At 65.4% G+C, this 20,445-nt stretch carries 22 protein-coding genes and 4 tRNA genes; 14 read left to right on the top strand and 12 right to left on the bottom strand.

Going from position 1 to position 20,445, the window contains the following annotated elements; genetic code table 11:
* Positions 1–52: 52 nt before the first annotated feature.
* Together ACEYYA_RS06755 and fumC are read left to right on the top strand one after the other, a co-directional pair.
* Complete coding sequence (locus ACEYYA_RS06755) at positions 53–613, top strand: class I SAM-dependent methyltransferase (RefSeq protein ID WP_374798894.1); 561 nt, start codon at positions 53–55, stop codon at positions 611–613.
* Positions 614–696: 83 nt separating this feature from the next.
* Positions 697–2,091 carry a class II fumarate hydratase gene (gene fumC, locus ACEYYA_RS06750; protein WP_374798892.1) on the top strand — a complete coding sequence of 465 codons (1,395 nt, stop codon included), beginning with the start codon at positions 697–699 and terminating at the stop codon, positions 2,089–2,091.
* 177 nt (positions 2,092–2,268) lie between these two features.
* Here the strand turns inward: fumC and ACEYYA_RS06745 are convergent, their stop codons facing one another.
* Positions 2,269–2,964 (bottom strand): ZinT family metal-binding protein, encoded by a 696-nt coding sequence (locus tag ACEYYA_RS06745; RefSeq protein WP_374798890.1) that lies wholly within the window; start codon positions 2,962–2,964, stop codon positions 2,269–2,271.
* A 104-nt stretch (positions 2,965–3,068) separates the two neighbouring features.
* Here ACEYYA_RS06745 and ACEYYA_RS06740 point away from each other — a divergent pair, with 104 nt between their 5' ends.
* Positions 3,069–3,242, top strand: coding sequence for a DUF4169 family protein (locus ACEYYA_RS06740; RefSeq protein WP_374798888.1), 174 nt, complete (start codon positions 3,069–3,071; stop codon positions 3,240–3,242).
* Positions 3,239–3,463, top strand: a complete 225-nt coding sequence (locus ACEYYA_RS06735) for a ribbon-helix-helix domain-containing protein (RefSeq protein ID WP_374798886.1) — start codon at positions 3,239–3,241, stop codon at positions 3,461–3,463. The genes ACEYYA_RS06740 and ACEYYA_RS06735 overlap by 4 nt, the downstream gene beginning before the upstream one ends.
* 9 nt (positions 3,464–3,472) lie before the next feature.
* Here ACEYYA_RS06735 and olsA read toward each other — a convergent pair whose 3' ends face one another.
* The 3 genes from olsA to ACEYYA_RS06720 form a co-directional block, all read right to left on the bottom strand.
* The gene (gene olsA, locus ACEYYA_RS06730; RefSeq protein WP_374798884.1) at positions 3,473–4,333 is read right to left on the bottom strand and encodes a lyso-ornithine lipid O-acyltransferase; all 861 of its coding nucleotides are present in this window, start codon (positions 4,331–4,333) and stop codon (positions 3,473–3,475) included.
* Complete coding sequence (gene olsB / locus ACEYYA_RS06725) at positions 4,326–5,108, bottom strand: L-ornithine N(alpha)-acyltransferase (protein ID WP_374798882.1); 783 nt, start codon at positions 5,106–5,108, stop codon at positions 4,326–4,328. The genes olsA and olsB overlap by 8 nt, the downstream gene beginning before the upstream one ends.
* A 185-nt stretch (positions 5,109–5,293) precedes the next feature.
* Complete coding sequence (locus tag ACEYYA_RS06720) at positions 5,294–5,473, bottom strand: DUF3553 domain-containing protein (protein ID WP_374798880.1); 180 nt, start codon at positions 5,471–5,473, stop codon at positions 5,294–5,296.
* A 53-nt stretch (positions 5,474–5,526) separates the two neighbouring features.
* Between ACEYYA_RS06720 and ACEYYA_RS06715 the strand changes: the two genes are divergently transcribed.
* On the top strand, positions 5,527–6,231 hold the full coding sequence (locus ACEYYA_RS06715; protein WP_374798878.1) for a histidine phosphotransferase family protein: 705 nt from the start codon (positions 5,527–5,529) through the stop codon (positions 6,229–6,231).
* Between the two features lie 3 nt (positions 6,232–6,234).
* Here ACEYYA_RS06715 and ACEYYA_RS06710 read toward each other — a convergent pair whose 3' ends face one another.
* A complete protein-coding gene (locus tag ACEYYA_RS06710; protein ID WP_374799124.1) occupies positions 6,235–7,500 on the bottom strand; it encodes a glutamate-5-semialdehyde dehydrogenase in 1,266 nt (421 codons plus the stop codon).
* A gap of 132 nt (positions 7,501–7,632) precedes the next feature.
* On the opposite strand from ACEYYA_RS06710, the gene ACEYYA_RS06705 reads away from it, so the two are divergent.
* Entirely contained in the window at positions 7,633–7,986 is a 354-nt protein-coding gene (locus ACEYYA_RS06705) for a DUF1203 domain-containing protein (protein ID WP_374798876.1), read from the top strand.
* A gap of 46 nt (positions 7,987–8,032) precedes the next feature.
* On the opposite strand, the gene ACEYYA_RS06700 is transcribed toward ACEYYA_RS06705, so the two are convergent.
* The 3 genes from ACEYYA_RS06700 to ACEYYA_RS06690 form a co-directional block, all read right to left on the bottom strand.
* Positions 8,033–8,109 (bottom strand) — tRNA-Asp (locus tag ACEYYA_RS06700).
* A 29-nt stretch (positions 8,110–8,138) separates the two neighbouring features.
* Positions 8,139–8,215: transfer RNA gene (locus ACEYYA_RS06695), tRNA-Asp, on the bottom strand.
* Positions 8,216–8,324: 109 nt separating this feature from the next.
* Positions 8,325–8,400 (bottom strand) — tRNA-Val (locus ACEYYA_RS06690).
* Positions 8,401–8,554: 154 nt separating this feature from the next.
* Here ACEYYA_RS06690 and ACEYYA_RS06685 point away from each other — a divergent pair.
* Positions 8,555–9,877 (top strand): short-chain fatty acid transporter, encoded by a 1,323-nt coding sequence (locus tag ACEYYA_RS06685; RefSeq protein WP_374798874.1) that lies wholly within the window; start codon positions 8,555–8,557, stop codon positions 9,875–9,877.
* A gap of 199 nt (positions 9,878–10,076) precedes the next feature.
* Here the strand turns inward: ACEYYA_RS06685 and ACEYYA_RS06680 are convergent.
* From ACEYYA_RS06680 to lon, 3 genes are all read right to left on the bottom strand, one after another.
* Positions 10,077–10,151 (bottom strand) — tRNA-Val (locus ACEYYA_RS06680).
* A 12-nt stretch (positions 10,152–10,163) separates the two neighbouring features.
* Complete coding sequence (locus ACEYYA_RS06675) at positions 10,164–10,619, bottom strand: HU family DNA-binding protein (RefSeq protein WP_374798872.1); 456 nt, start codon at positions 10,617–10,619, stop codon at positions 10,164–10,166.
* Between the two features lie 193 nt (positions 10,620–10,812).
* Entirely contained in the window at positions 10,813–13,215 is a 2,403-nt protein-coding gene (gene lon, locus ACEYYA_RS06670) for an endopeptidase La (RefSeq protein ID WP_374798870.1), read from the bottom strand.
* A gap of 202 nt (positions 13,216–13,417) precedes the next feature.
* Here lon and hisF point away from each other — a divergent pair, with 202 nt between their 5' ends.
* The 4 genes from hisF (at position 13,418) to ACEYYA_RS06650 (ending at position 17,671) form a co-directional block, all read left to right on the top strand.
* Positions 13,418–14,191: an imidazole glycerol phosphate synthase subunit HisF gene (gene hisF / locus ACEYYA_RS06665; RefSeq protein ID WP_374799122.1), complete on the top strand. Its 774-nt coding sequence runs from the start codon at positions 13,418–13,420 to the stop codon at positions 14,189–14,191.
* The gene (locus ACEYYA_RS06660) at positions 14,188–14,499 is read left to right on the top strand and encodes a phosphoribosyl-ATP diphosphatase (RefSeq protein WP_374798868.1); all 312 of its coding nucleotides are present in this window, start codon (positions 14,188–14,190) and stop codon (positions 14,497–14,499) included. The genes hisF and ACEYYA_RS06660 overlap by 4 nt, the downstream gene beginning before the upstream one ends.
* Before the next feature lie 535 nt (positions 14,500–15,034).
* Positions 15,035–16,216: an AAA family ATPase gene (locus tag ACEYYA_RS06655; protein WP_374798866.1), complete on the top strand. Its 1,182-nt coding sequence runs from the start codon at positions 15,035–15,037 to the stop codon at positions 16,214–16,216.
* Positions 16,217–16,303: 87 nt separating this feature from the next.
* Complete coding sequence (locus tag ACEYYA_RS06650) at positions 16,304–17,671, top strand: aminotransferase (protein WP_374798864.1); 1,368 nt, start codon at positions 16,304–16,306, stop codon at positions 17,669–17,671.
* A gap of 93 nt (positions 17,672–17,764) precedes the next feature.
* On the opposite strand, the gene ACEYYA_RS06645 is transcribed toward ACEYYA_RS06650, so the two are convergent.
* Entirely contained in the window at positions 17,765–18,466 is a 702-nt protein-coding gene (locus tag ACEYYA_RS06645; RefSeq protein WP_374798862.1) for a hypothetical protein, read from the bottom strand.
* 77 nt (positions 18,467–18,543) lie between these two features.
* Here ACEYYA_RS06645 and ACEYYA_RS06640 point away from each other — a divergent pair, with 77 nt between their 5' ends.
* The 3 genes from ACEYYA_RS06640 (at position 18,544) to ACEYYA_RS06630 (ending at position 20,366) form a co-directional block, all read left to right on the top strand.
* Positions 18,544–19,758, top strand: a complete 1,215-nt coding sequence (locus ACEYYA_RS06640) for an NADP-dependent isocitrate dehydrogenase (protein WP_374798860.1) — start codon at positions 18,544–18,546, stop codon at positions 19,756–19,758.
* 104 nt (positions 19,759–19,862) lie between these two features.
* Positions 19,863–20,081: a hypothetical protein gene (locus tag ACEYYA_RS06635; RefSeq protein ID WP_374798858.1), complete on the top strand. Its 219-nt coding sequence runs from the start codon at positions 19,863–19,865 to the stop codon at positions 20,079–20,081.
* A 57-nt stretch (positions 20,082–20,138) separates the two neighbouring features.
* Entirely contained in the window at positions 20,139–20,366 is a 228-nt protein-coding gene (locus ACEYYA_RS06630; protein ID WP_374798856.1) for a putative hemolysin, read from the top strand.
* The last annotated feature ends 79 nt before the right edge of the window (positions 20,367–20,445 follow it).

Below are 20,445 nucleotides of genomic sequence, written 5' to 3'. Positions count from 1 at the left end.
AACCGTCACACAGCCCCGTTAGCGTCGCCCCATCGACCCTGCCGGAGGCCCCATGTCTGACCTGTCCCTGTTCATCCGCCAGTTCATCCGTCGCCCGCATGAAATCCGCGCGATCGCGCCCACGGCCCGCGCCACGGCGCGCGAAATGGCCCGGCTGATCCGCCCCGACATGACCCGCGTGGCCGAGATCGGCGCGGGCACCGGCACCATCACCCGCGCCATCCTGGCGCGCGGCCTGCCGCCCGAGGCGCTTGAGCTGTATGAGCTGAACGCCGCCTTCTGCGACCGCCTGCGCCAGCTTTTCCCCGCCAGCACCGTGCATAACCTGCCCGCGCAGGACATGGTGAATGTGGGTCAAGGGCCTTATGACGCAGTGATCTCGGGCGTGCCGGTGCTGGCTCTGCCCGACCCGATGCAAGCCGCGATCATCGGCGCGGCGCTTGCGATGCTGCGGCCCGGCGCGCCTTTCGTGCAGATCACCTATGGCCCGAACCCGCCGCTGTCGGATCGGGTGCGCGCGCAGTTCGGCCTGCATCATCATCGGTCGCGGCGGATCTGGGCAAACCTGCCCCCGGCGCAGGTCTATATCTTTCGTCAGGGCCATCCGCGCTGACTGTTAGCGGTATACCGCCGCATACCGATTGCCAAAAGCCGGTCTTTCCGCCACAACAGCCGCAACCCAAAATGGAGGCTGCGATGACCAAGATCCGCGTTGAAACCGACAGCTTTGGCCCGCTTGACGTGCCCGCCGACAAATACTGGGGCGCGCAGACGCAGCGGTCCATCATCAACTTTCCGATCGGCTGGGAACGCCAGCCCGTTGCCATCATCCGCGCGCTGGGCGTCATCAAACAGGCCGCGGCCGAGGTGAACATGGCCAGTGGCAATCTGGATGCAGGCATCGGTCGCGCGATGGTTCAGGCGGCGTCCGAGGTCGTGGCGGGCAAGTTCGACGACAATTTCCCGCTGGTCGTCTGGCAGACCGGCTCTGGCACCCAGTCGAACATGAACGCCAATGAGGTGATCAGCAATCGCGCCATCGAGATCCTGGGCGGCGAGATGGGCAGCAAGAAGCCCGTCCATCCCAATGATCACGTCAACATGGGCCAGTCCTCGAACGACACCTTCCCGACCGCGATGCATGTCGCCATCGGCATGATGGCGCGCGACGTGCTGATCCCCGGTCTGGAAAAGCTGCACCGCGCGCTGGACGCCAAGGCGGTCGAGTTCAAGGACATCATCAAGATCGGTCGCACCCATACCCAGGACGCAACCCCGCTGACACTGGGGCAAGAGTTCTCGGGCTATGCCAAGCAGGTCGAAAACGGCATCGCGCGGGTCAGGATGTGCCTGCCTGCGATCTATGAACTGGCGCAGGGTGGCACCGCCGTCGGCACCGGGCTGAACACCAAGAAGGGCTGGGATACCGCGATTGCCGCCGAAATCGCCAAGATCACCGGCCTGCCCTTCGTCACCGCCCCGAACAAGTTCGAGGCCCTGGCCGCGCATGATGCGATGGTGATGTTCTCGGGCGCGCTGAAGACTGTCGCCGGATCGCTGTTCAAGATCGCCAACGACCTGCGCCTTCTGGGCTCCGGCCCGCGCTCGGGCTTGGGCGAACTGATCCTGCCCGAGAATGAGCCCGGTTCCTCGATCATGCCCGGCAAGGTCAACCCGACCCAGGCCGAGGCGCTGACCATGGTCTGCGCGCATGTGATGGGCAATGATGCGGCGGTGGGCTTTGCCGGCTCGCAAGGGCATTTCGAGCTGAACGTCTATAACCCGATGATGTCCTATAACGTCCTGCAATCCATGCAGCTTTTGGGCGATGCGGCGGCGTCCTTTACCGACAATATGGTCGTCGGGACCAAGGCGAATGTCGAACGCATCGACCGGCTGATGAAGGAAAGCCTGATGCTGGTGACCGCTCTGGCGCCGACCATCGGCTATGACGCGGCCACCAAGGTCGCTAAGACCGCCCACAAGAACGGCACCACCCTGCGTGAGGAGGCGATCGCGCTTGGCTATGTCGATGGCGAGACCTTTGACCGCATCGTGCGGCCCGAACAGATGGTCGGCCCCGAGGACTGATCAACGCGCCAGGGCGGCCCCGCGTCGCCCCGGCCGCCGATCACCCGGCGACAGCGCGGCCACCGATCCGGCGCGCCATGGCCGGCAGAGACGCGGCCGACAGCCCACCCTGGCGGGCGGACTGTCACTGAATGCGCCACAGCGCGGCCTGCCCCGCAGCGGGGGCAGGCGCCCTTTTCAATGCGCCATCATCTCGTCGACGATCTGGGCGGGGGTCAGGCCGGCGGGGTAATAGGTCGGCCAGTTCGTCAGCTCCTCCAGCAGTTTGGCGCGATCCTCGCCCATATACAGGTGGAAGTGATCGGCCTTGGAGGGCGCGATCCTGTGGTCGCTGAACTGGATGAAGGCCGGGGCCGCGTCATCGCCCGACTGCTTCTTGAAGATGAAGCGGACGCCGCGATTGCCCTTGGGATAGGTCAGCACTTCATGGCCATCGGCGGCATATTCACCTTTGGCCGCGCTGTCACCGCGATGAAAGGTGATGGTGCTGCCGACGATCTCGATCCGGCTGATATCGCTGCGATAGCCGGTGTCGTAATAAGCCTTGTATTCCGCAGCGGTCTTGTCGCCATGTTCGGCCTTGTGCGCCATCACCGGATCCAGCGTGCCATCCTGCAACAGCGGATAGACCGATTGCCAGTCGCCGGTCCAGTCCGACAGCTCGCGCGGAGCGATCTGGTCATCGTCGAAATAGCCTTTCGAGATCTTGGCCGCATCGGCGCTGCCGTGGTCATGCGCGTGGTCATGGGCATGATCGTGGGCATGGTCATGGGCAGGCTTGGTTTCGGCGAAAGCCGGGCCAGCCAGCAGCGCCAGAACGGCGGCGGTGATGGTCAGGGTTGCGCGCTTCGGGTTCGGTGTGGTCAGGGTCATCGCGTCGTCCTTGGTTATGCAATGTTATTACATTACACTATCAAGACGCCCCGCCAAGAGCGATTTTTCTGTTCTTCGCCGCGTTGCGCGCTATCCTGCCGGGCATGAGCCAGATCGTGAACCTGAACCGCGCCCGCAAAGCCAAGGCCCGCGCCGAGGACCGCAAAACCGCCGACGAAAATGCGGTGCGGTTCGGACGGACCAAGGCCCAGAAGGCGCGCGAGACAGCCGATGCTGATCGCGCCCGCGCCGAACTGGACGGGAAGCGCCGCGAATGAACCGGCCGGTCAAACGCTCATTGACGTTGGGCGGACACCGCACCTCGGTCAGCCTTGAGGACGACTTCTGGAATGGCCTACGTCAGGCGGCGGCGGATCGCGGCATGGGAATCAATGCCTTGGCCGCCGAAATTGATACGGCGCGTCAAGTTGACATCGGCTTGGCAACGGCGATCCGGCTGTTTGTGCTGCGATATTATCGGGATCGCGGCCGAAGCTAAGACCAGATCCTAGCTTTGGCCCGCAAGCATTTGAAATTCCTGCGGCAGACCGTCGCAAACCGCCTGCTCCGCCGCCCGCGCCAGGGTCTTGCGGTCGCCCATCGACACATCCAGCGGGCGGGCAAAGCGCAATTCGATGCTGCCCTGTCGCGGCGCGGCCATCACCTTCAGCAGATGGCTGCCGAAATCCATATCGGCCCACCAGCCATAGAACCGCGCCGGCTGGCCCGGCGGGGCGCGATAGATCAGCGTCACCGGTTGCACCTGCATCACCCGGTCCAGCCCATGCGAATAGAAGGCCGCGAACAGCGTCGGCTTGAACGGCAGCACCCGCAGCCCGTCGGTCGAGGTGCCCTCGGGGAAGAACGCAAGCCGGTGACCGGCGCGCAGGCGATCCTCGAACATCTGCTGTTGCAGCTTGGCGTCACGCGCCTCGCGCCGGATGAAGACGGTGCCGGTGGCGCGCGCCAGCCAGCCGATGCCGGGCCAGGCCGCGACCTCGGCCTTGGAGACGAAATAGATCGGCTGCGCGGCGTTCAGCGCGAAAATATCCAGCCAACTGACATGGTTCGACACGATGGCGCCGATATGGTCCATCGGCGGGCGACCCGTGACGCGCCAGCCGATCCCCAGGATCGCCAGGGCCGCGCGGCAGACGCCCACCGTGATCCAGGGCGTGACCGGGCGGTGCAGTCCGAACAGCGGCCGCTCGATCAGCCGCAAGACCAAAAGCAGCGCCAGCCCGCCGAACACGACCAAGGCCAGGATCGGCGCGCGGATCGCCACACGCAGCCAGCCCAGAACGCCGGGCCGCACCGGCGACGGCACCGGCGCACCCTGCCAGGTGGCCTGCCGCACCGGCTCAGTCATCGCCACCCTCGGCGCGGCGGGTGTAGAAATCGCGGTGCCGCGCGCTCATCCGTTCGGTATCCATCAGCAGGCAGACATCGGTGGTGTTGAAGGGCTGGTCGATGAAGGCGCCCTCGCCCACCACGCCGCCCAGCCGCAGATAGGCCTTGATCAGCGCCGGCATCGCCGTCATCGCCGCGCGCCGATCCAGCGCATCGCGCGCCAGCATGTCCATCCGCGCAAAGGGCGGTCGCGCCGTCACCCGCAATTCGGGCGGCGCCAGATGGTGATGATGCAGCCAAGCCAGCGGCTGCGCCAGGGCCGCGGTATCGGTGCCGTGGAACGAGGCGACGCCGAACAAGACCTCGATCCCGTGGGTCAGGACGTAATCGGCCAGCCCGTTCCAGAGCAGGAACATGCCGCTGCCGCCCCGGTAGTCGGGATGCACGCAGGACCGCCCCAGCTCCAGAAGCCGCCGACCGCTGGCGCGCAAGGGCGCCAGATCATATTCGCCATCGCAGTAAAACCGCCCGATCTGCGCCGCGCGGTCGTCGCGCAGCAGCCGATAGGCGCCCACGACATGATCCAGCGCCGCCGGATCGCGGCGCGTGTCGACCAGCACCAGGTGATCGAAGAACGGGTCGAAATCGTCGCGCTCCAGCCGGGCGCGGTGGTCCACCAGATCGCCATCCCCGCCCAGTTCCTGCACGAAAACCGAATAGCGCAGCCGCTGCGAGGCCAGACAGTCGGCCTCGGTCTGGGCCAGGCGAACCTCGAAATGGCTGTCAGGCGTCATGGCATTCCCGTTTTCTGCTGCCCATCGCGCGCAACTGCACCGGCTTAGCGCCCCGCTCCGGGCAGTTCAACCACCGGCCTGCCCCGGCACGCGGCGTTCAGACGCCCTATACGCATTTTGCGCCAAGCCTTCACCAACAGTTGCCGAATACATCGTCCGGTTGTATGACACAGTTGAGAACAATCCTAAACGGGGGGCTCGTTCAGCCAGTCCAGTTCCACCCGCGTGCCGTCGATTACCCGCTTGCCGGCGTGTTCAAAGGTCACGGTCACGCGGCTGCCGACGCGGGATTGCACCTGCCCCCTGCCCCAATCGGGCGCCTGCGGATGACGCACCCACATTCCCGGTTCCAGTAGTTCGTTCATCGGTTACCCCGTTCCAGCCTGTTCAAGCCCGCCTGTTCAAGATTGTCGCGCCCATGCTTCACGATGCCCCCGATCATATCCGTGTCCCCCGCGAATGCGAGCCTTCAACCCATTCACCTTGTCTTGAGATCTCGCAGCTTCTGGCGGGCCTGGTCACGGCGCGGCTGTGCCATGATCTGATCAGCCCGCTGGGTGCGATCGGCAACGGGGTCGAGCTGCTGGCGATGCCCGGCGCGCAGGCTAACGGGCCGGAACTGACGCTGGTGTCGGAAAGCGTCGATACCGCGCAGGCGCGCATCCGCATGTTCCGCGTGGCCTTTGGCGCCTCGGCCAGCGATCAGCGCATGTCCAGCCCCGAGGCCGCCGGGCTGATGCAGGATCTGGCGCGAACCGGGCGGCTGACGATCGACTGGCAGGCCGAGGGCGACATGGCCCGGCGCGAGGTCAAGATGCTGCTGCTGGCGGGCCTGTGTCTGGAAACCGCCCTGCCGCGCGGTGGGCGGGTGCTGGTCTGCCGGTCGGGCGACTATACCCAGCCCGGCTGGCGGCTGGTGGCCGAGGCCCCACGCACCCGTCCCGACCCCGAGTTGTGGGCGCTGATCGGCCCCGATGAGGGCGCGCCCGCCATCACGCCGCAGTCGCTGTCCTCGCTATCGCCGGCGCAGGTGCAATTCGCCCTGCTGCCCGCCGAGGCGGTGCTGGCGAACCGTCGCCTGCATTGGGAACTGGATGAGGCCGGGGCCGAGATCCGGTTCTAGCCCTCAGGCCCGGATCGCGCCGTCACCGGTGACCAGATATTTGAAGCTGGTCAGTTGTTCCGCCCCGACCGGGCCGCGGGCGTGCATCTTGCCGGTGGCGATGCCGATTTCCGCGCCCATTCCGAATTCTCCGCCATCTGCGAACTGGGTCGAGGCGTTGCGCATCAGGATCGCGCTATCCAGCCGGGTCATGAAGCGTTCAGCCGTGGCGTCGTTTTCCGTCAGGATGCAATCGGTATGCTGCGACCCATACTGGCGGATATGGGCGATCGCCTCGTCCACGCCGTCGACCAGTTTCGCGGCGATCACCATGTCCAGAAACTCGCGGCCGAAATCATCCGGCGTGGCCCGGACGGTGCCGGGGATCCTGGCCAATTCGCCCTCGGCCCGGACCTCGACACCCGCATCCAGCAGGTCGCGGATCAGCGCCTCGCCGTGTTTCGTATAGAACTGCCAGTCGATCAGCAGGCATTCGGCGGCGCCACAGATGCCGGTGCGCCGGGTCTTGGCGTTCAGCACGACGCGGCGGGCCTTGTCCAGATCGGCATCGCGGTCGGCATAGACATGGCAGATCCCCTCAAGATGGGCAAAGACCGGCACGCGGGCCTCGGATTGCACCAGACCGACCAGCCCCTTTCCGCCGCGCGGCACAATCACGTCGATATGTGCGGTGGCGCGCAGCATCGCCGCCACCGCCGCCCGGTCGCGGGTCGGCACAAGCTGGATCGCAGTCTCGGGCAGGTTCGCGGCGCGCAGGCCCTGCACCAGGCAGGCATGGATCGCCGCGGATGAGTGCAGGCTTTCCGACCCGCCCCGCAGGATCACGGCATTCCCGGCCTTCAGGCACAAGGCGCCCGCATCGGCGGTGACATTCGGGCGGCTTTCATAGATCACGCCGACCACGCCTAAAGGCGTGGCGACGCGCTGGATATGCAGGCCGGTCGGGCGATCCCATTCGGCCAGCACCCGGCCCACCGGATCGGGCTGGGCGGCAATGGCGCGCAGCCCCTCGGCCATGGCGCGAATGCGCGACGTATCCAGCCTCAGCCGGTCGATCATCGCCGGTGCCAGGCCCTTTGCTTCGGCAAAGACCAGATCCTCGGCATTGGCATCCAGGATCGCACCCTCGGACGCGCGGATCGCATCGGCCCCGCCAATCAGCGCAGCGTGCTTGCGCTCGGCGCTGGCAAAGGCCAACTCCGCCGCCGCAGCCCGTGCCGCGCGGCCCAGATCGTCAATCATGCGCTCGGCGCTGCGGTCTTCGGTCATCATGCCACCTTTATCATGCCGCGCCCGTTCCGCGTTCGCGGGCCGGTGCGGCCCCGGTCATAACCGATCGCACCGACAAACAGGAGTCCCGATCTGCAGGTCCGCTTTACCCCGATCACGACCGCAGCGGCGATGGCGCTGCGCCACGGCACCGATGCCCATGGCCTGCCCCCCGAACGCATCGCGGCCTCGACCGGCAGTGGCACCCCCTGCCGCCATTGCCTGCGTCAAGTGCCGGTCGGCGCGCCCTATCTGGTGCTGGCCCACCGCCCCTTTGCGGGGCGGAACCCCTATACCGAGACCGGGCCGATCTTTCTGTGCCGCTACAGCCATGACGAACGCATCGTCCAAGGCACCGGCGCCGTCACCCCTACCGATCGGATCAAGGCCCACCGCGCCGAGTTGCTGGCCCGTCAGGACATCGCCTTTGTCGATATCCGGTCGGCCAGCAACAACTGCTTCCTGTGCCGGGTGCGGCGCGGCTAGGCACGCAAACGCACAAAGCCGCCCATCGGGCGGCCTTGGTGGAAAGTGGCGCGGTTGACGGGGCTCGAACCCGCGACCCCCGGCGTGACAGGCCGGTACTCTAACCGACTGAGCTACAACCGCGCTGGTCGGCCAAGGCGACAGGGTGGGAATGGCGCGGTTGACGGGGCTCGAACCCGCGACCCCCGGCGTGACAGGCCGGTACTCTAACCGACTGAGCTACAACCGCGCATCGTCCCACCGGGTATCGCGCCCGGCGTGGGGCGTATCTACGCAGCACACCGGGCGGCGTCAAGCGCGAATGCGGCAAAAAAGTGGCGTTGGCGTGAATGCGGGGATGGTGGGCGGTGAGGGGTTCGAACCCCCGACATCATCGGTGTAAACGATGCGCTCTACCAGCTGAGCTAACCGCCCCGGCCCTGTCTAACGGCGACGCGCTGCGAAAGGCAAGCCCGCGCCGGGCAGGCTTAGGGTTGCCCCGACCTCGCGTTTTCGTGACACTGGCAGAACTGGCGCGCGAAAACCCGCGTTGCCGTAACGTCAACATCCGCAAAGGAGAACCGGCCTGATGATAGCTGCCCTGTCCCGCCCGCTTGTGAAACTGGTCGAACGATGGCTGCCCGATCCCTTTGCGCTGGTGATGACGCTGACGCTGGTCGTCATGATCGCCGCCATCGCGGTCGAGGGCGCCTCGCCCGCGGCGGTCGTGCGGATGTGGGGCGACGGCTTCTGGGGGCTGCTGGCCTTCGGGATGCAGATGGTGCTGGTGCTGGTCACCGGCTTCATCCTGGCCTCGACGCCGTTGATCAAGGGCTGGCTTGCGGCGCTTGCGCGGCGCGCGACCAGCCCCGGCGTGGCGATCGTCATGGTCAGCCTGGTGTCGCTGGTGGCAAGCTGGATCAACTGGGGCTTTGGCCTGGTGGTCGGTGCGCTGTTTGCCAAGGCGCTGGCGCGGCAGGTCAAGGTCGATTACCGGCTGCTGGTCGCGGCCGCCTATTCCGGCTTTGTGGTCTGGCACGCGGGTCTGGCCGGGTCGATCCCGCTGGCCGTCGCCACCCCCGCCCATCCGTTCGAGGGGCTGATCGGCCTGATCCCCACCGCCCAGACATTGTTCGCGCCTTTCAACCTGATGATCCTGGCGATCCTCTTCGTGGTGATCCCGGTGATGAACCGGCTGATGATGCCCGCACCCGAAGATGCGATCTATGTCGATCCCGCGCGGCTGGACGCCGCCGAGACGCGCCACAGCGATGTCGGCGTGACCGAACACGGCACCCCGGCGGAACGCTTTGACGACAGCCGCTGGGTGTCGCTGGCGATCGGCATCGCCGGGCTGGCCTGGCTGGTGATGTATTTCGCCGATGGCGGCGGGCTGACGCTGAATGTCGTGAACTTCCTGTTCCTGTTCCTGGCGATCATCCTGCACGGCACCCCGCGCCGCCTGCTTGATTCGCTGAAAGAGGCGATGGCGGGCGCCGGTGGCATCGTGATCCAGTTCCCCTTCTACGCCGGGATCATGGGGATCATGACCGATTCGGGTCTGGCCGGCACGATCTCGCAGGCGATGGTGTCGCTGGCCACGGAAACGACGATGCCCTTCTGGTCGTTTCTGTCGGCGGGGCTGGTCAATATCTTCGTGCCCTCGGGCGGCGGTCAATGGGCGGTGCAGGCCCCGGTCGTGCTGCCCGCCGCCGAGGCCCTGGGCGCCGACATGGCCCGCGTCACCATGGCCGTAGCCTGGGGCGACGCCTGGACGAACATGATCCAGCCGTTCTGGGCGCTGCCGATCCTGGGGATCGCCGGTCTGAAGGCGCGCGACATCATGGGCTTTTGCCTGATACATCTGATTGTCACCGGGATCGTCATCTCGATCGGGCTGACCTTCTTTTGATCTGCGCCTCTGGCGGGGGTATTCAGACCACGAAGAAAGCAGGGGCGGCACCGATGGGGCCGCCCCTTTGACGATGCGGCATTCTTCTTGGCCAAGATATTCTCGGGGGTGAATGGCCCGCACGGGCCAGAGGGGGCGCGAGCGCCCCCTGATCCGCCAATAGAAAAGCGCGCCACGATGGGCGCGCTTTTCCGAATGATGGTGGGCGATAACGGATTTGAACCGCTGACATCTTCGATGTGAACGAAGCGCTCTACCGCTGAGCTAATCGCCCGATGAGGGCGACTTACACGTCGTCGTCGTCGTCTTCAAGCCCCTTCGCGCCATCTTTTGCCATCGCCGGCTTGAAGCGCACCACATAGGTATCGGCGCCCGAGCGGGTGACGTGGCGGTTGACGCGGGTCTTGCCAAAACCGGCGATGGCCAGGGCCTCGCCCTGCTGGATCGCGGAGGCAAGCGCGGCCAGGGTGGCATTGATCGTGTCCTTGGCGGCGGATTTGTTGCCCGACACCTGCGCCAGAATGCGTTCGGTGAACTCTTTCTTGCGAACGACGCCGGTGGTGACGACCGGCTTCGCGGCGGTGCGCGGGGCGGCAGATCGGGGGCCGGCGGACTTTTGTGCAGCTTTGCCTGCGGTTTTCGTGTCGCGGGTCTTGCCATCCGTCTTGGCCTTTGCCGCGCCGCGCGGGGCGGCCTTCGTGCCAGCAGAGGAGTGATCGGCGGTCATCTTGTTTTTTTCCATCATCATCTTCTGTGGGATCGACAGGTTGGATTTGGCCAGCACCTTAATGGCAACTGACGCAAGGGGAAAGCCGTCGAAAGACGGTTTCCCCTGATTTTCGCGGCGCTTGCGGGTGCCGCGCGGGTTTTTCGCCGCGCGGCAACGTTTTTAGCCCTGGTTCAGTCGCCCCGAACCGGCTGCCGGGGAATCACCCCTAATGGGCGACCGCGGCCCCTGCCCCCGCCGCCTGGCGCGCGGCCAGGGCGCGGGCTTCCTCGGCGGCCTCGTCCCATTCGACAGGCTCGGGCTGGCGCACAAGGGCCTGGGCCAGAACTTCGCGGACGTGGCTGACGGGGATGATCTTCAGCCCCTCTTTCACATTCGCCGGGATCTCGGCCAGATCCTTTTCGTTTTCCTGCGGGATCAGCACCGTCTTGATACCGCCCCGCAGCGCCGCCAGCAGCTTCTCCTTCAGCCCGCCGATCGCCAGCACATTGCCGCGCAGGGTGACCTCGCCAGTCATGGCGATGTCCTTGCGCACCGGGATCTGGGTCAGCACCGAGACGATGCTGGTGACCATGGCGATGCCTGCCGACGGACCGTCCTTGGGCGTCGCGCCTTCGGGAACGTGGACATGGATGTCGACCGTCTCGAACTTGGGCGGCTTGACGCCCAGTTCAGGGCTGATCGCCCGCACGAAGCTGGCGGCGGCGTCGATGGATTCCTTCATCACATCGCCCAGCTTGCCGGTGGTCTTCATGCGGCCCTTGCCGGGCAGGCGCAGCGCCTCGATCTGCAACAGATCGCCGCCGACACTGGTCCATGCCAGGCCCGTCACCACGCCGATCTGGTCGTCCTTTTCGGCCAGACCATAACGATGGCGGCGCACGCCCAGATAATCCTCGGCCTTCTCGGGCGTCACCTCGACGGATTTCGCCTTGCCCTTCAGGATCTCGGTCACCGCCTTGCGCGCCAGTTTGGCGATCTCGCGTTCCAGGTTCCGCACCCCGGCCTCGCGCGTGTAATAGCGGATGACATGGGTCAGGGCCGCGTCGGTCACGCTGAACTCGGCCTTTTTCAGACCGTTCGCCTTGATCTGCTTGGGCAGCAGGTGCCGGCGCGCGATTTCACGCTTTTCGTCCTCGGTGTAGCCGGCGACGGGGATGATCTCCATCCGGTCCAGCAGCGGACCCGGCATGTTATAGCTGTTGGCCGTGGTCACGAACATCACGTTCGAGAGGTCATATTCCACCTCAAGATAGTGATCGACAAAGGTCGCGTTCTGTTCGGGGTCCAGCACCTCAAGCATCGCAGACGCCGGATCACCGCGGAAATCCTGCCCCATCTTGTCGATTTCATCCAGCAGGATCAGCGGGTTGGTGGTTTTCGCCTTTTTCAGCGCCTGGATGATCTTGCCGGGCATCGAGCCGATATAGGTGCGCCGGTGGCCGCGGATCTCGGATTCGTCGCGCACGCCGCCAAGGCTGATGCGGATGAACTCGCGCCCCGTGGCCTTGGCGATCGAACGGCCAAGGCTGGTCTTGCCGACGCCGGGCGGGCCGACCAGGCACAGGATCGGGCCTTTCAGCTTGGCGCTGCGGCTTTGCACGGCCAGATATTCGACGATCCGTTCCTTGACCTTTTCCAGGCCAAAGTGATCGGCATCCAGCACCTGTTCGGCAGCGCCCAGATCCTTGCGGGTGCGCGATTTGACGCCCCAGGGCAGCGACAGCATCCAGTCCAGATAGTTGCGCACGACCGTCGCCTCGGCCGACATCGGCGACATGGATTTCAGCTTTTTCAGCTCACCCATGGCCTTGTCGCGGGCCTCTTTAGACAGTTTGGTGGCCTCGATCCGGGCCTCCAGTTCGGCAACCTCGCCCTGGCCCTCATCGCCCTCGCCCAGCTCGCGCTGGATCGCCTTCATCTGTTCGTTCAGGTAATATTCGCGCTGGGTCTTTTCCATCTGCGACTTGACGCGGGTCTTGATCTTCTTTTCGACCTGCAAGACACTGATTTCGCCCTGCATCAGGCCGTAAACCTTTTCAAGCCGCTGGGCGATGTCCAGCGTCTCAAGCAGATCCTGCTTCTGGCCCACCTCAATGCCCAGATGGCCCGAGACCAGATCGGCCAGTTTCGCCGGCGCGCGGGTTTCGCTGATCGCGGTCAGCGCCTCCTCGGGGATGTTCTTGCGCACCTTGGCATAGCGCTCAAACTCATCCGCAACGCTGCGCAGCAGCGCGGTCACCGCGTCACGGTCGCCCTCGGTTTCGGCCAGGTCGATGGCCTGGGCCTCGAAATAGGCGGGGTTTTCGACAAACTCGGTGATCTCGACGCGCGATTTGCCTTCGACCAGCACTTTCACGGTGCCGTCGGGCAGTTTCAGCAGTTGCAGCACATTGGCCAGCACGCCGGTGCGATAGATGCCCGATTCCTCGGGCTCGTCGATGCTGGCGTCCTTCTGGCTGGCCAGCAGGATCGGGCGATCCTCGGCCATCACCGCCTCAAGGGCGCGCACCGACTTTTCGCGCCCGACGAACAGCGGCACGATCATATGGGGAAAGACCACGATGTCGCGCAGCGGCAACACCGGATGGGTCAGGGGAAGATCGCTCATGTCATGTCCTTGTCTTGCAGGATGGACCGGCCCCGTCATGGCAGCCCCGCCATCCCCGTTGGCTGCAATCTAGGTGCCGTGCGCCCCCGCTTCAATGCGGTTACCGTCGGGTGACGGCAGTGTGACGGCAGACGCGGGCCGGGGCAAGGCTTCCCAGTGCGCCAAAATCCCACTATGTCGGGCCGGTGACATGAGGGCCGCGATGCTGAAAACCCGGATCATCCCCTGCCTGGACGTGGCCGATGGCCGCGTCGTCAAGGGCGTCAATTTCGTCAATCTGATCGATGCGGGCGACCCGGTCGAGGCCGCGCGCGCCTATGACGCCGCCGGCGCGGATGAGCTGTGTTTCCTTGACATTCATGCGACCCATGAAAATCGCGGCACGATGTTCGATCTGGTCACCCGCACCGCCGAGGCCTGTTACATCCCGCTGACCGTGGGCGGCGGCGTGCGCAGCCATCGCGACGTGCGCGACCTGCTGCTGGCCGGGGCGGACAAGGTGTCGTTCAATTCCGCCGCCGTGGCCGATCCGAATGTGATCGCCGAGGCCGCCGACCGGTTCGGCAGCCAGTGCATCGTCTGCGCCATCGACGCGAAAACCGTGGCGCCGGGCCGGTGGGAGATCTTCACCCATGGCGGGCGCAAGCCCACCGGCATCGACGCGGTGGATTTCGCGCGCACCGTGGCGGCCAAGGGCGCGGGCGAGATCCTGCTGACCAGCATGGACCGCGACGGCACCAAGGCCGGGTTCAACATCCCGCTGACCCGCGCCATTGCCGATGCGGTGGACATCCCCGTCATCGCCTCGGGCGGGGTCGGCACGCTGGATCACCTGGTCGAAGGCGTGACCGAGGGCCATGCAAGCGCGGTTCTGGCCGCATCGATCTTTCATTTTGGCACGTTCACGATTTCTCAAGCCAAGGCGCATATGGCTAAGGCAGGCATACCGGTTCGTCTGGAGGGAAGCGCCGCATGAGCATCGAAAAACTGGCCGAAACGATCCTGGTGCGCAAGACCGCCAGCCCCGACAGCAGCTGGACAGCGAAATTGCTGGCCAAAGGCCCGGAAAAATGCGCCGAGAAGTTCGGCGAGGAGGCGATCGAGGCGATCATCGAGGCGGTCAAGGGCGACCGCGACCGGCTGGTGGCCGAGGCGGCGGATGTGATCTATCACCTGCTGGTCATGCTGGCCGCGCGCGATCTGACGCTGGCCGATGTCGAGGCCGAACTCGCGCGGCGCGAAGGCCAGTCGGGCATCGCCGAGAAGGCCGCGCGACAGGGTTAGCGCGCCCCTGCCCCCGCGCCGCGACCCTGGCTGGCTGCGGATGCGTATTTGGGCAAGAAAGAAGGGCAAGGGGCGCGGCCTGAGGCCGATGACGTGCGGACGGCGCGTCGGGCGCTATGCTAATGCGACACAGCGGGCAGTGCGGCGCCGGATTCGCGCGTGGCTGGTTTGGCGGGCGCGCGCGGGCTGCGGGCAGGACGATCGATGTTGCTTGCGGTTGCGCGACCCCGAAAGGGTGGGCAGTTTGGCGCCGCCGCGCGCGGCCAACCGGGAACGGCCAACCGGGCGCGGATCGCGCTGAGCCTGCGGGGTTCCGGTGAAGGCTCACGGCGCTGCGCGGCGTGATCGCGGCGGCATTGCCCCGGGCGATGGTCGCGGGGCTTGCGCACTCGCGCGGCGCTTGGGTGACCGGCGTCATGGCGCTTTCGATCCGGCAGAACGCCCGGCACGCCCGCCTCCATCAATTCTGCGGCGGGTCTTGATCCGGTCTTGAGGTGGAGCGCCCAGATCGGCGGTCCTCAACCCGGACGATCTGATGACCCTGACCCTTTTGAATACCGCCCTTCTGGGGCTGATCGGCGCGATCGCATTCGCGCTGCGCGACGTGCCGGTGATGGCCGCGTTGTGGCTGTCACGACATGTCCTGTCGCGGCTGACGGTCGATTCCCGCGACCGTTTCCTGTTCACGACCCTTGTCGAATATCTGGAAAGCCGCCCCGGCTTTGCCGCCTCGAACCAGATCACCGCGCATTCGCGCCGCCTGGGTGAGGATGCGGGCGACAGCCCCGGCGCGACTGCGCCCTTCGTGCATCTGTCACCCGCGCCGGGCTTTCACATCTTTCGCGATCAGGGCCGTTGGCTGATGATCCACCGCCAGATCGAGGTCAGCCAGACCGTGCTGGAGCGCGTCACACTGATGGGCTTTGGCCGCGATCCGGCCTGGCTGCGCGGCCTTGTCGATCAGGCGCTGACCGCGCGCGAGGATGCCGAGCGCGACCATCTGTCGATCCATGCCCCCGACCCCTATGAGGCCGGGCAATGGACGCGCGTGCGGCTGGGCCAGCCCAGGCCACTGGACAGCGTGGTGCTGCAAGGCGGGCTGGCGCAGGATCTGCGCGCAGATCTCGCGCGGTTTCTGGACGCGCGCACAGATTATCAGCGCCTTGGCCTGCCCTGGCGGCGCGGCTATCTGCTGTTCGGCCCGCCCGGCACCGGCAAGACCTCGGTCGTGGCGGCGCTGGCCTCGGACCTGCGGATGAACATCTGCACGCTGTCGCTGGCCGGATCGGGCGTCAGCGACGACAAGATCCATGCGCTGCTGGCCGCCGTGCCGCGCCGCTCGATCCTGCTGATCGAGGATGTCGACGCGTTTTTCGACGACCGCGACGCCGTGCATGATGAGGTGAAGCTCTCGTTTTCAGGCTTTCTGAACGCGCTCGACGGCGTGGCCACGCAGGAGGGTTTCGTGATCTTCATGACCACCAACCATCCCGAACGGCTGGATCCGGCGCTGATCCGATCGGGGCGGATCGACCGGCGGATCGAGCTTGGCCTGGCAGATGCCGATCAGATCGGGCGGCTTTATGCGCGCTTTGATCCCGACCCGGTTGCGCGCGACGCGTTCGTGGCGGCGCATCGCGACAAGCGCCTGTCGCCCGCCGATGTGCAGGGCCTGCTGTTGCGCCGCTTTCTGGCGCCAGAGGCACCGCCACTTTGACCAGCCGCCGCGCCGCTTCGCCCGGCGCGGCCCCATTGAAACGCGCCAAACGCCCGGTTAGCCTTTGCCCAGCAAAGGAGATCGTCCATGACCACCCCCGCCCCCGGCAGCTGGGAAGCCCGCGCCGAAGAATATTCGCTTTATGGCTTTACCGACCTGCCCTCTGTCCATGATCGCGGCACCGTTGTGCTGACCCATGGCGAAGGCCCCTATGTCTTTGACACGAATGGGAAAAAATACCTCGATTCGAACTCGGGCCTGTGGAACATGGTGGCCGGTTTCGATCACAAGGGGTTGGCGCAGGCGGCCAAGGATCAATACGACCGCTTCCCCGGCTATCACGCCTTTTTCGGGCGCATGTCCGACCAGACGGTGATGCTGTCGGAAAAGCTGGTCGAGGTATCGCCCTTCGCGCGCGGCAAGGTGTTCTACACCAATTCGGGGTCCGAGGCGAATGACACGATGGTCAAGATGCTGTGGTTCCTGCACGCATCCGAAGGCCATGAAAAGAAACGCAAAATCCTGACGCGTTGGAATGCCTATCACGGCGTGACGGCGGTTGCGGCCAGCATGACGGGCAAGCCCTATAACGCCGTGTTTGGCCTGCCGATGGACGGCTTCATCCATCTGACCTGCCCGCATTACTGGCGTTTCGGCAAGGAGGGCGAGACCGAGGCCGAGTTCACCAAACGTCTGGCACAAGAGCTTGAGGACACGATCCTGCGCGAAGGCCCCGACACGATCGCCGGTTTCTTCGCGGAACCGGTGATGGGTGCGGGCGGCGTGATCCCGCCCTCGGCCGGGTATTTCCAGGCCATCCATCCGGTGCTGAAGAAATACGGTATCCCCTTGATTTCCGACGAGGTCATCTGCGGATTCGGGCGCACCGGCAACACCTGGGGCTGCCAGACCTATGACTTCATGCCCGATGCGATCATCAGCTCGAAGAACCTGACCGCCGGGCTGTTCCCGATGGGCGCAGTGATCCTGGGGCCGGAACTGACCGACCGGCTGCAAGCGGCCATCGACAAGATCGAGGAGTTCCCGCACGGCTTCACCGCCTCGGGCCATCCGGTCGGCTGCGCGGTGGCGCTGAAGGCCATCGACGTGGTGATGAACGAGGGGCTGGCCGACAACGTCAAACGCCTGGCGCCGCGCCTGGAAAAGGGTCTGGCCGAGATCGCGCAGAACCCCAATATCGGCGAATTGCGCGGCGTCGGCTTCATGTGGGCGCTGGAGGCGGTGCGCGACCGCGCCACCAAGGAACCCTTCCCCGGCACCCTGTCGGTCAGCGAGCGCATTGCCAATACCTGCACCGACATGGGCCTGATCTGCCGTCCGCTGGGTCAGTCGATCGTGCTGTGCCCGCCCTTCATCCTGACCGAGGCGCAGATGGATGAGATGTTCGACAAGCTGGACCGCGCGTTGAAAAAGGTTTTCGCGGAAGTGGCTTAAGGGCCGAAGCTGATAAGACATATGAAGGAGCGGCATGAATGCCGCCCCTTTTCAATGGCTTGCCGCGTGATCTTTTGACAGCGCATGAAGATCTTATGGCAAGCCCTTGCCAGACTGCATGATCGCGATCACATCCTGCGTGCGCCGACCGGCCGCGAGCCAGTCCTTGACCCGGCAACTGGCCGCGCCATAGGCGTTGCGAAAGCCGATTTCGCGCGTCAGCGCGGTGAAATCGGCAGGCCGCGTGGGCAGGGTGCGCCCGGCCAAAGCGGCACATTCGGCAGCCGACAGATCGGCCCCGACGGTGCCGGAAACATGGGTCGCGATCCCCTCGTCGAACCAGACCGGCACCGGCTGGCGCAGGCGGATCATCAGCAGGTCGGATGTGTTCATCTCGGCATGGATCGCCTCATGCAGATAGGTCGGCGCATCGTCCCAGGCGCGCGAGCCGATGTTGATCGCCAGGCTGCCATAGCTGAGGCCGCGCGTCGTCATGCCATGCGCCTGATCGCAGGCGGGCGTGGTGCAGACCCGCCAGATCGGCGCGGCCTGCGACCGGCCCATGGCGCGCGCCGCCCCCGATTGCGCCGCCGCAATATGGGCGCGCAGCCGCGCCAGCACCTGCGGGTCCGCTGCATCGGTCATCAGCCGCGCATCGACCAGCCGCAGCCGCGCCGGCCCCTCTGCACGCCCTTCTGCACCCGGCGCCACCACCTGATCGGGCACCGCGACCACGCATCCCGCCAGCAGCAGCGCCAGCCCCGCCACCTTGGCGATTTCAGTATACAATTGCATACACCGCTTTCCTTTTGCCCCCGGATCGGTTATCACAGCCGCGACGAATCCCACAATTACAACCGCGAGAGGCTTCCATGTCGAAGATCAAAGTCGCCAATCCCGTCGTCGAACTGGACGGCGATGAAATGACCCGGATCATCTGGGATTTCATCAAGCAGAAACTGATCCTGCCCTATCTGGATGTCGACCTGAAATATTACGACCTGGGCATCGAGGAGCGCGACCGCACGAACGACCAGATCACCATCGATGCCGCGAATGCGATCAAGGAGCATGGCGTCGGCGTGAAATGCGCCACCATCACCCCCGATGAGGCCCGCGTCGAAGAGTTCGGCCTGAAGAAGATGTGGAAATCGCCGAACGGCACGATCCGCAACATCCTTGGCGGCGTGATCTTCCGCGAGCCGATCATCTGCAAGAACGTGCCGCGCCTGGTGCCGCACTGGACCCAGCCGGTGATCGTCGGCCGCCACGCCTTTGGCGATCAATACAAGGCCACCGATTTCCGCTTTCCGGGCAAGGGCAAGCTGACGATCAAGTTCGTCGGTGAAGATGGCGAGACCATCGAGCATGAGGTGTTCCAGGCGCCGTCCTCGGGTGTCGCCATGGCCATGTACAACCTTGACGACAGCATCCGCGACTTTGCGCGCGCGTCCATGAACTATGGCCTGAACCGTGGCTATCCGGTCTATCTGTCGACCAAGAACACCATCCTGAAAGCCTATGACGGCCGCTTCAAGGATCTGTTCCAGGAGGTGTATGAGGCCGAGTTCGAGGACAAGTTCAAGAAGGCCGGGATTCATTATGAACACCGCCTGATCGACGACATGGTGGCCTCGAACCTGAAATGGTCGGGCGGCTATGTCTGGGCCTGCAAGAACTATGATGGCGATGTGCAGTCCGACACCGTGGCGCAGGGCTTTGGCAGCCTGGGGCTGATGACCTCGGTGCTGATGACGCCCGATGGCAAGACCGTCGAGGCCGAAGCCGCCCACGGCACCGTCACCCGCCACTATCGCGAGCATCAGAAGGGCAAGGAGACCTCGACCAACTCGATCGCGTCGATCTTTGCCTGGACGGGCGGGCTGAAGCACCGCGCGAAGCTGGACGGCAACGACCAGCTGATGCGGTTCGCGCAGACCCTGGAAAAGGTCACCGTGGATGCGGTCGAGGATGGCCATATGACCAAGGATCTGGCGCTGCTGATCGGGCCGGACCAGAAGTGGCTGACCACCATGGGTTATCTGGAAAAGGTCGACGAATACCTGAACAAGGCGCTGAAGGGCTGACCGGCCCGACCGGCGGAAACTTGCAGGGCCGGGCCGAAGGGTCCGGCCTTTGCCTTGCGGGCAGGCCCTGCCCCGCCTATCTGGGCGCCATGAAAAAGCTGTTGATGATCCCCGTGTTGTTGCCTGTCACCGCGTTGCTGGCGGGCTGTGTCGAACCCGAGGCGCGGCTGCTGCCGAACGCGCCCCTGGCCGATCGCATCGCCGCCGATTGCGACCGGCGCGGCGGCACCACCGCCCGCGACCGCGTGGGGGGCGGCATGAAATCGGTGCGCTGCCATCTGCCCAATGGCCGCGTCGAAAGCTGGGGCGTGATGCTCGATTGACGCAGGCGCCGGGTCCGTGGCACCCTTGAGCCATGACGCATTGGAGGGCGCAACAGGATGAACAAGATCTTTCTGGGGCTGGCGGCGCTGTCGCTGGCGGGCTGCATGGCTGATGGTGACAGCCCCGCGATCGGCATGGCCAATCCGGCCTCGGTCCATTGCGTCCAGCAGGGCGGCAAGGTCGAGATCCGGCGTGACGCCCAAGGGGGCGAAAGCGGCTGGTGCCACCTGCCCGATGGCCGTCTGGTCGAGGAATGGGCGCTCTATCGCTCAGCCAACCGCTAAGGCCCCCCGACGGGCCAATCGCTGATGCTGGACTAAAGCGGCGCGCCGGGATATGGCGCGCGGTCTGGGGACAGACAGC

This window comes from Paracoccus zhouxuedongae (assembly GCF_041927815.1).
GTDB lineage: Bacteria > Pseudomonadota > Alphaproteobacteria > Rhodobacterales > Rhodobacteraceae > Paracoccus.
The sequence above is the reverse complement of the archived record's forward strand: the minus strand, read 5'-3'. Positions and strand labels throughout refer to the sequence as shown.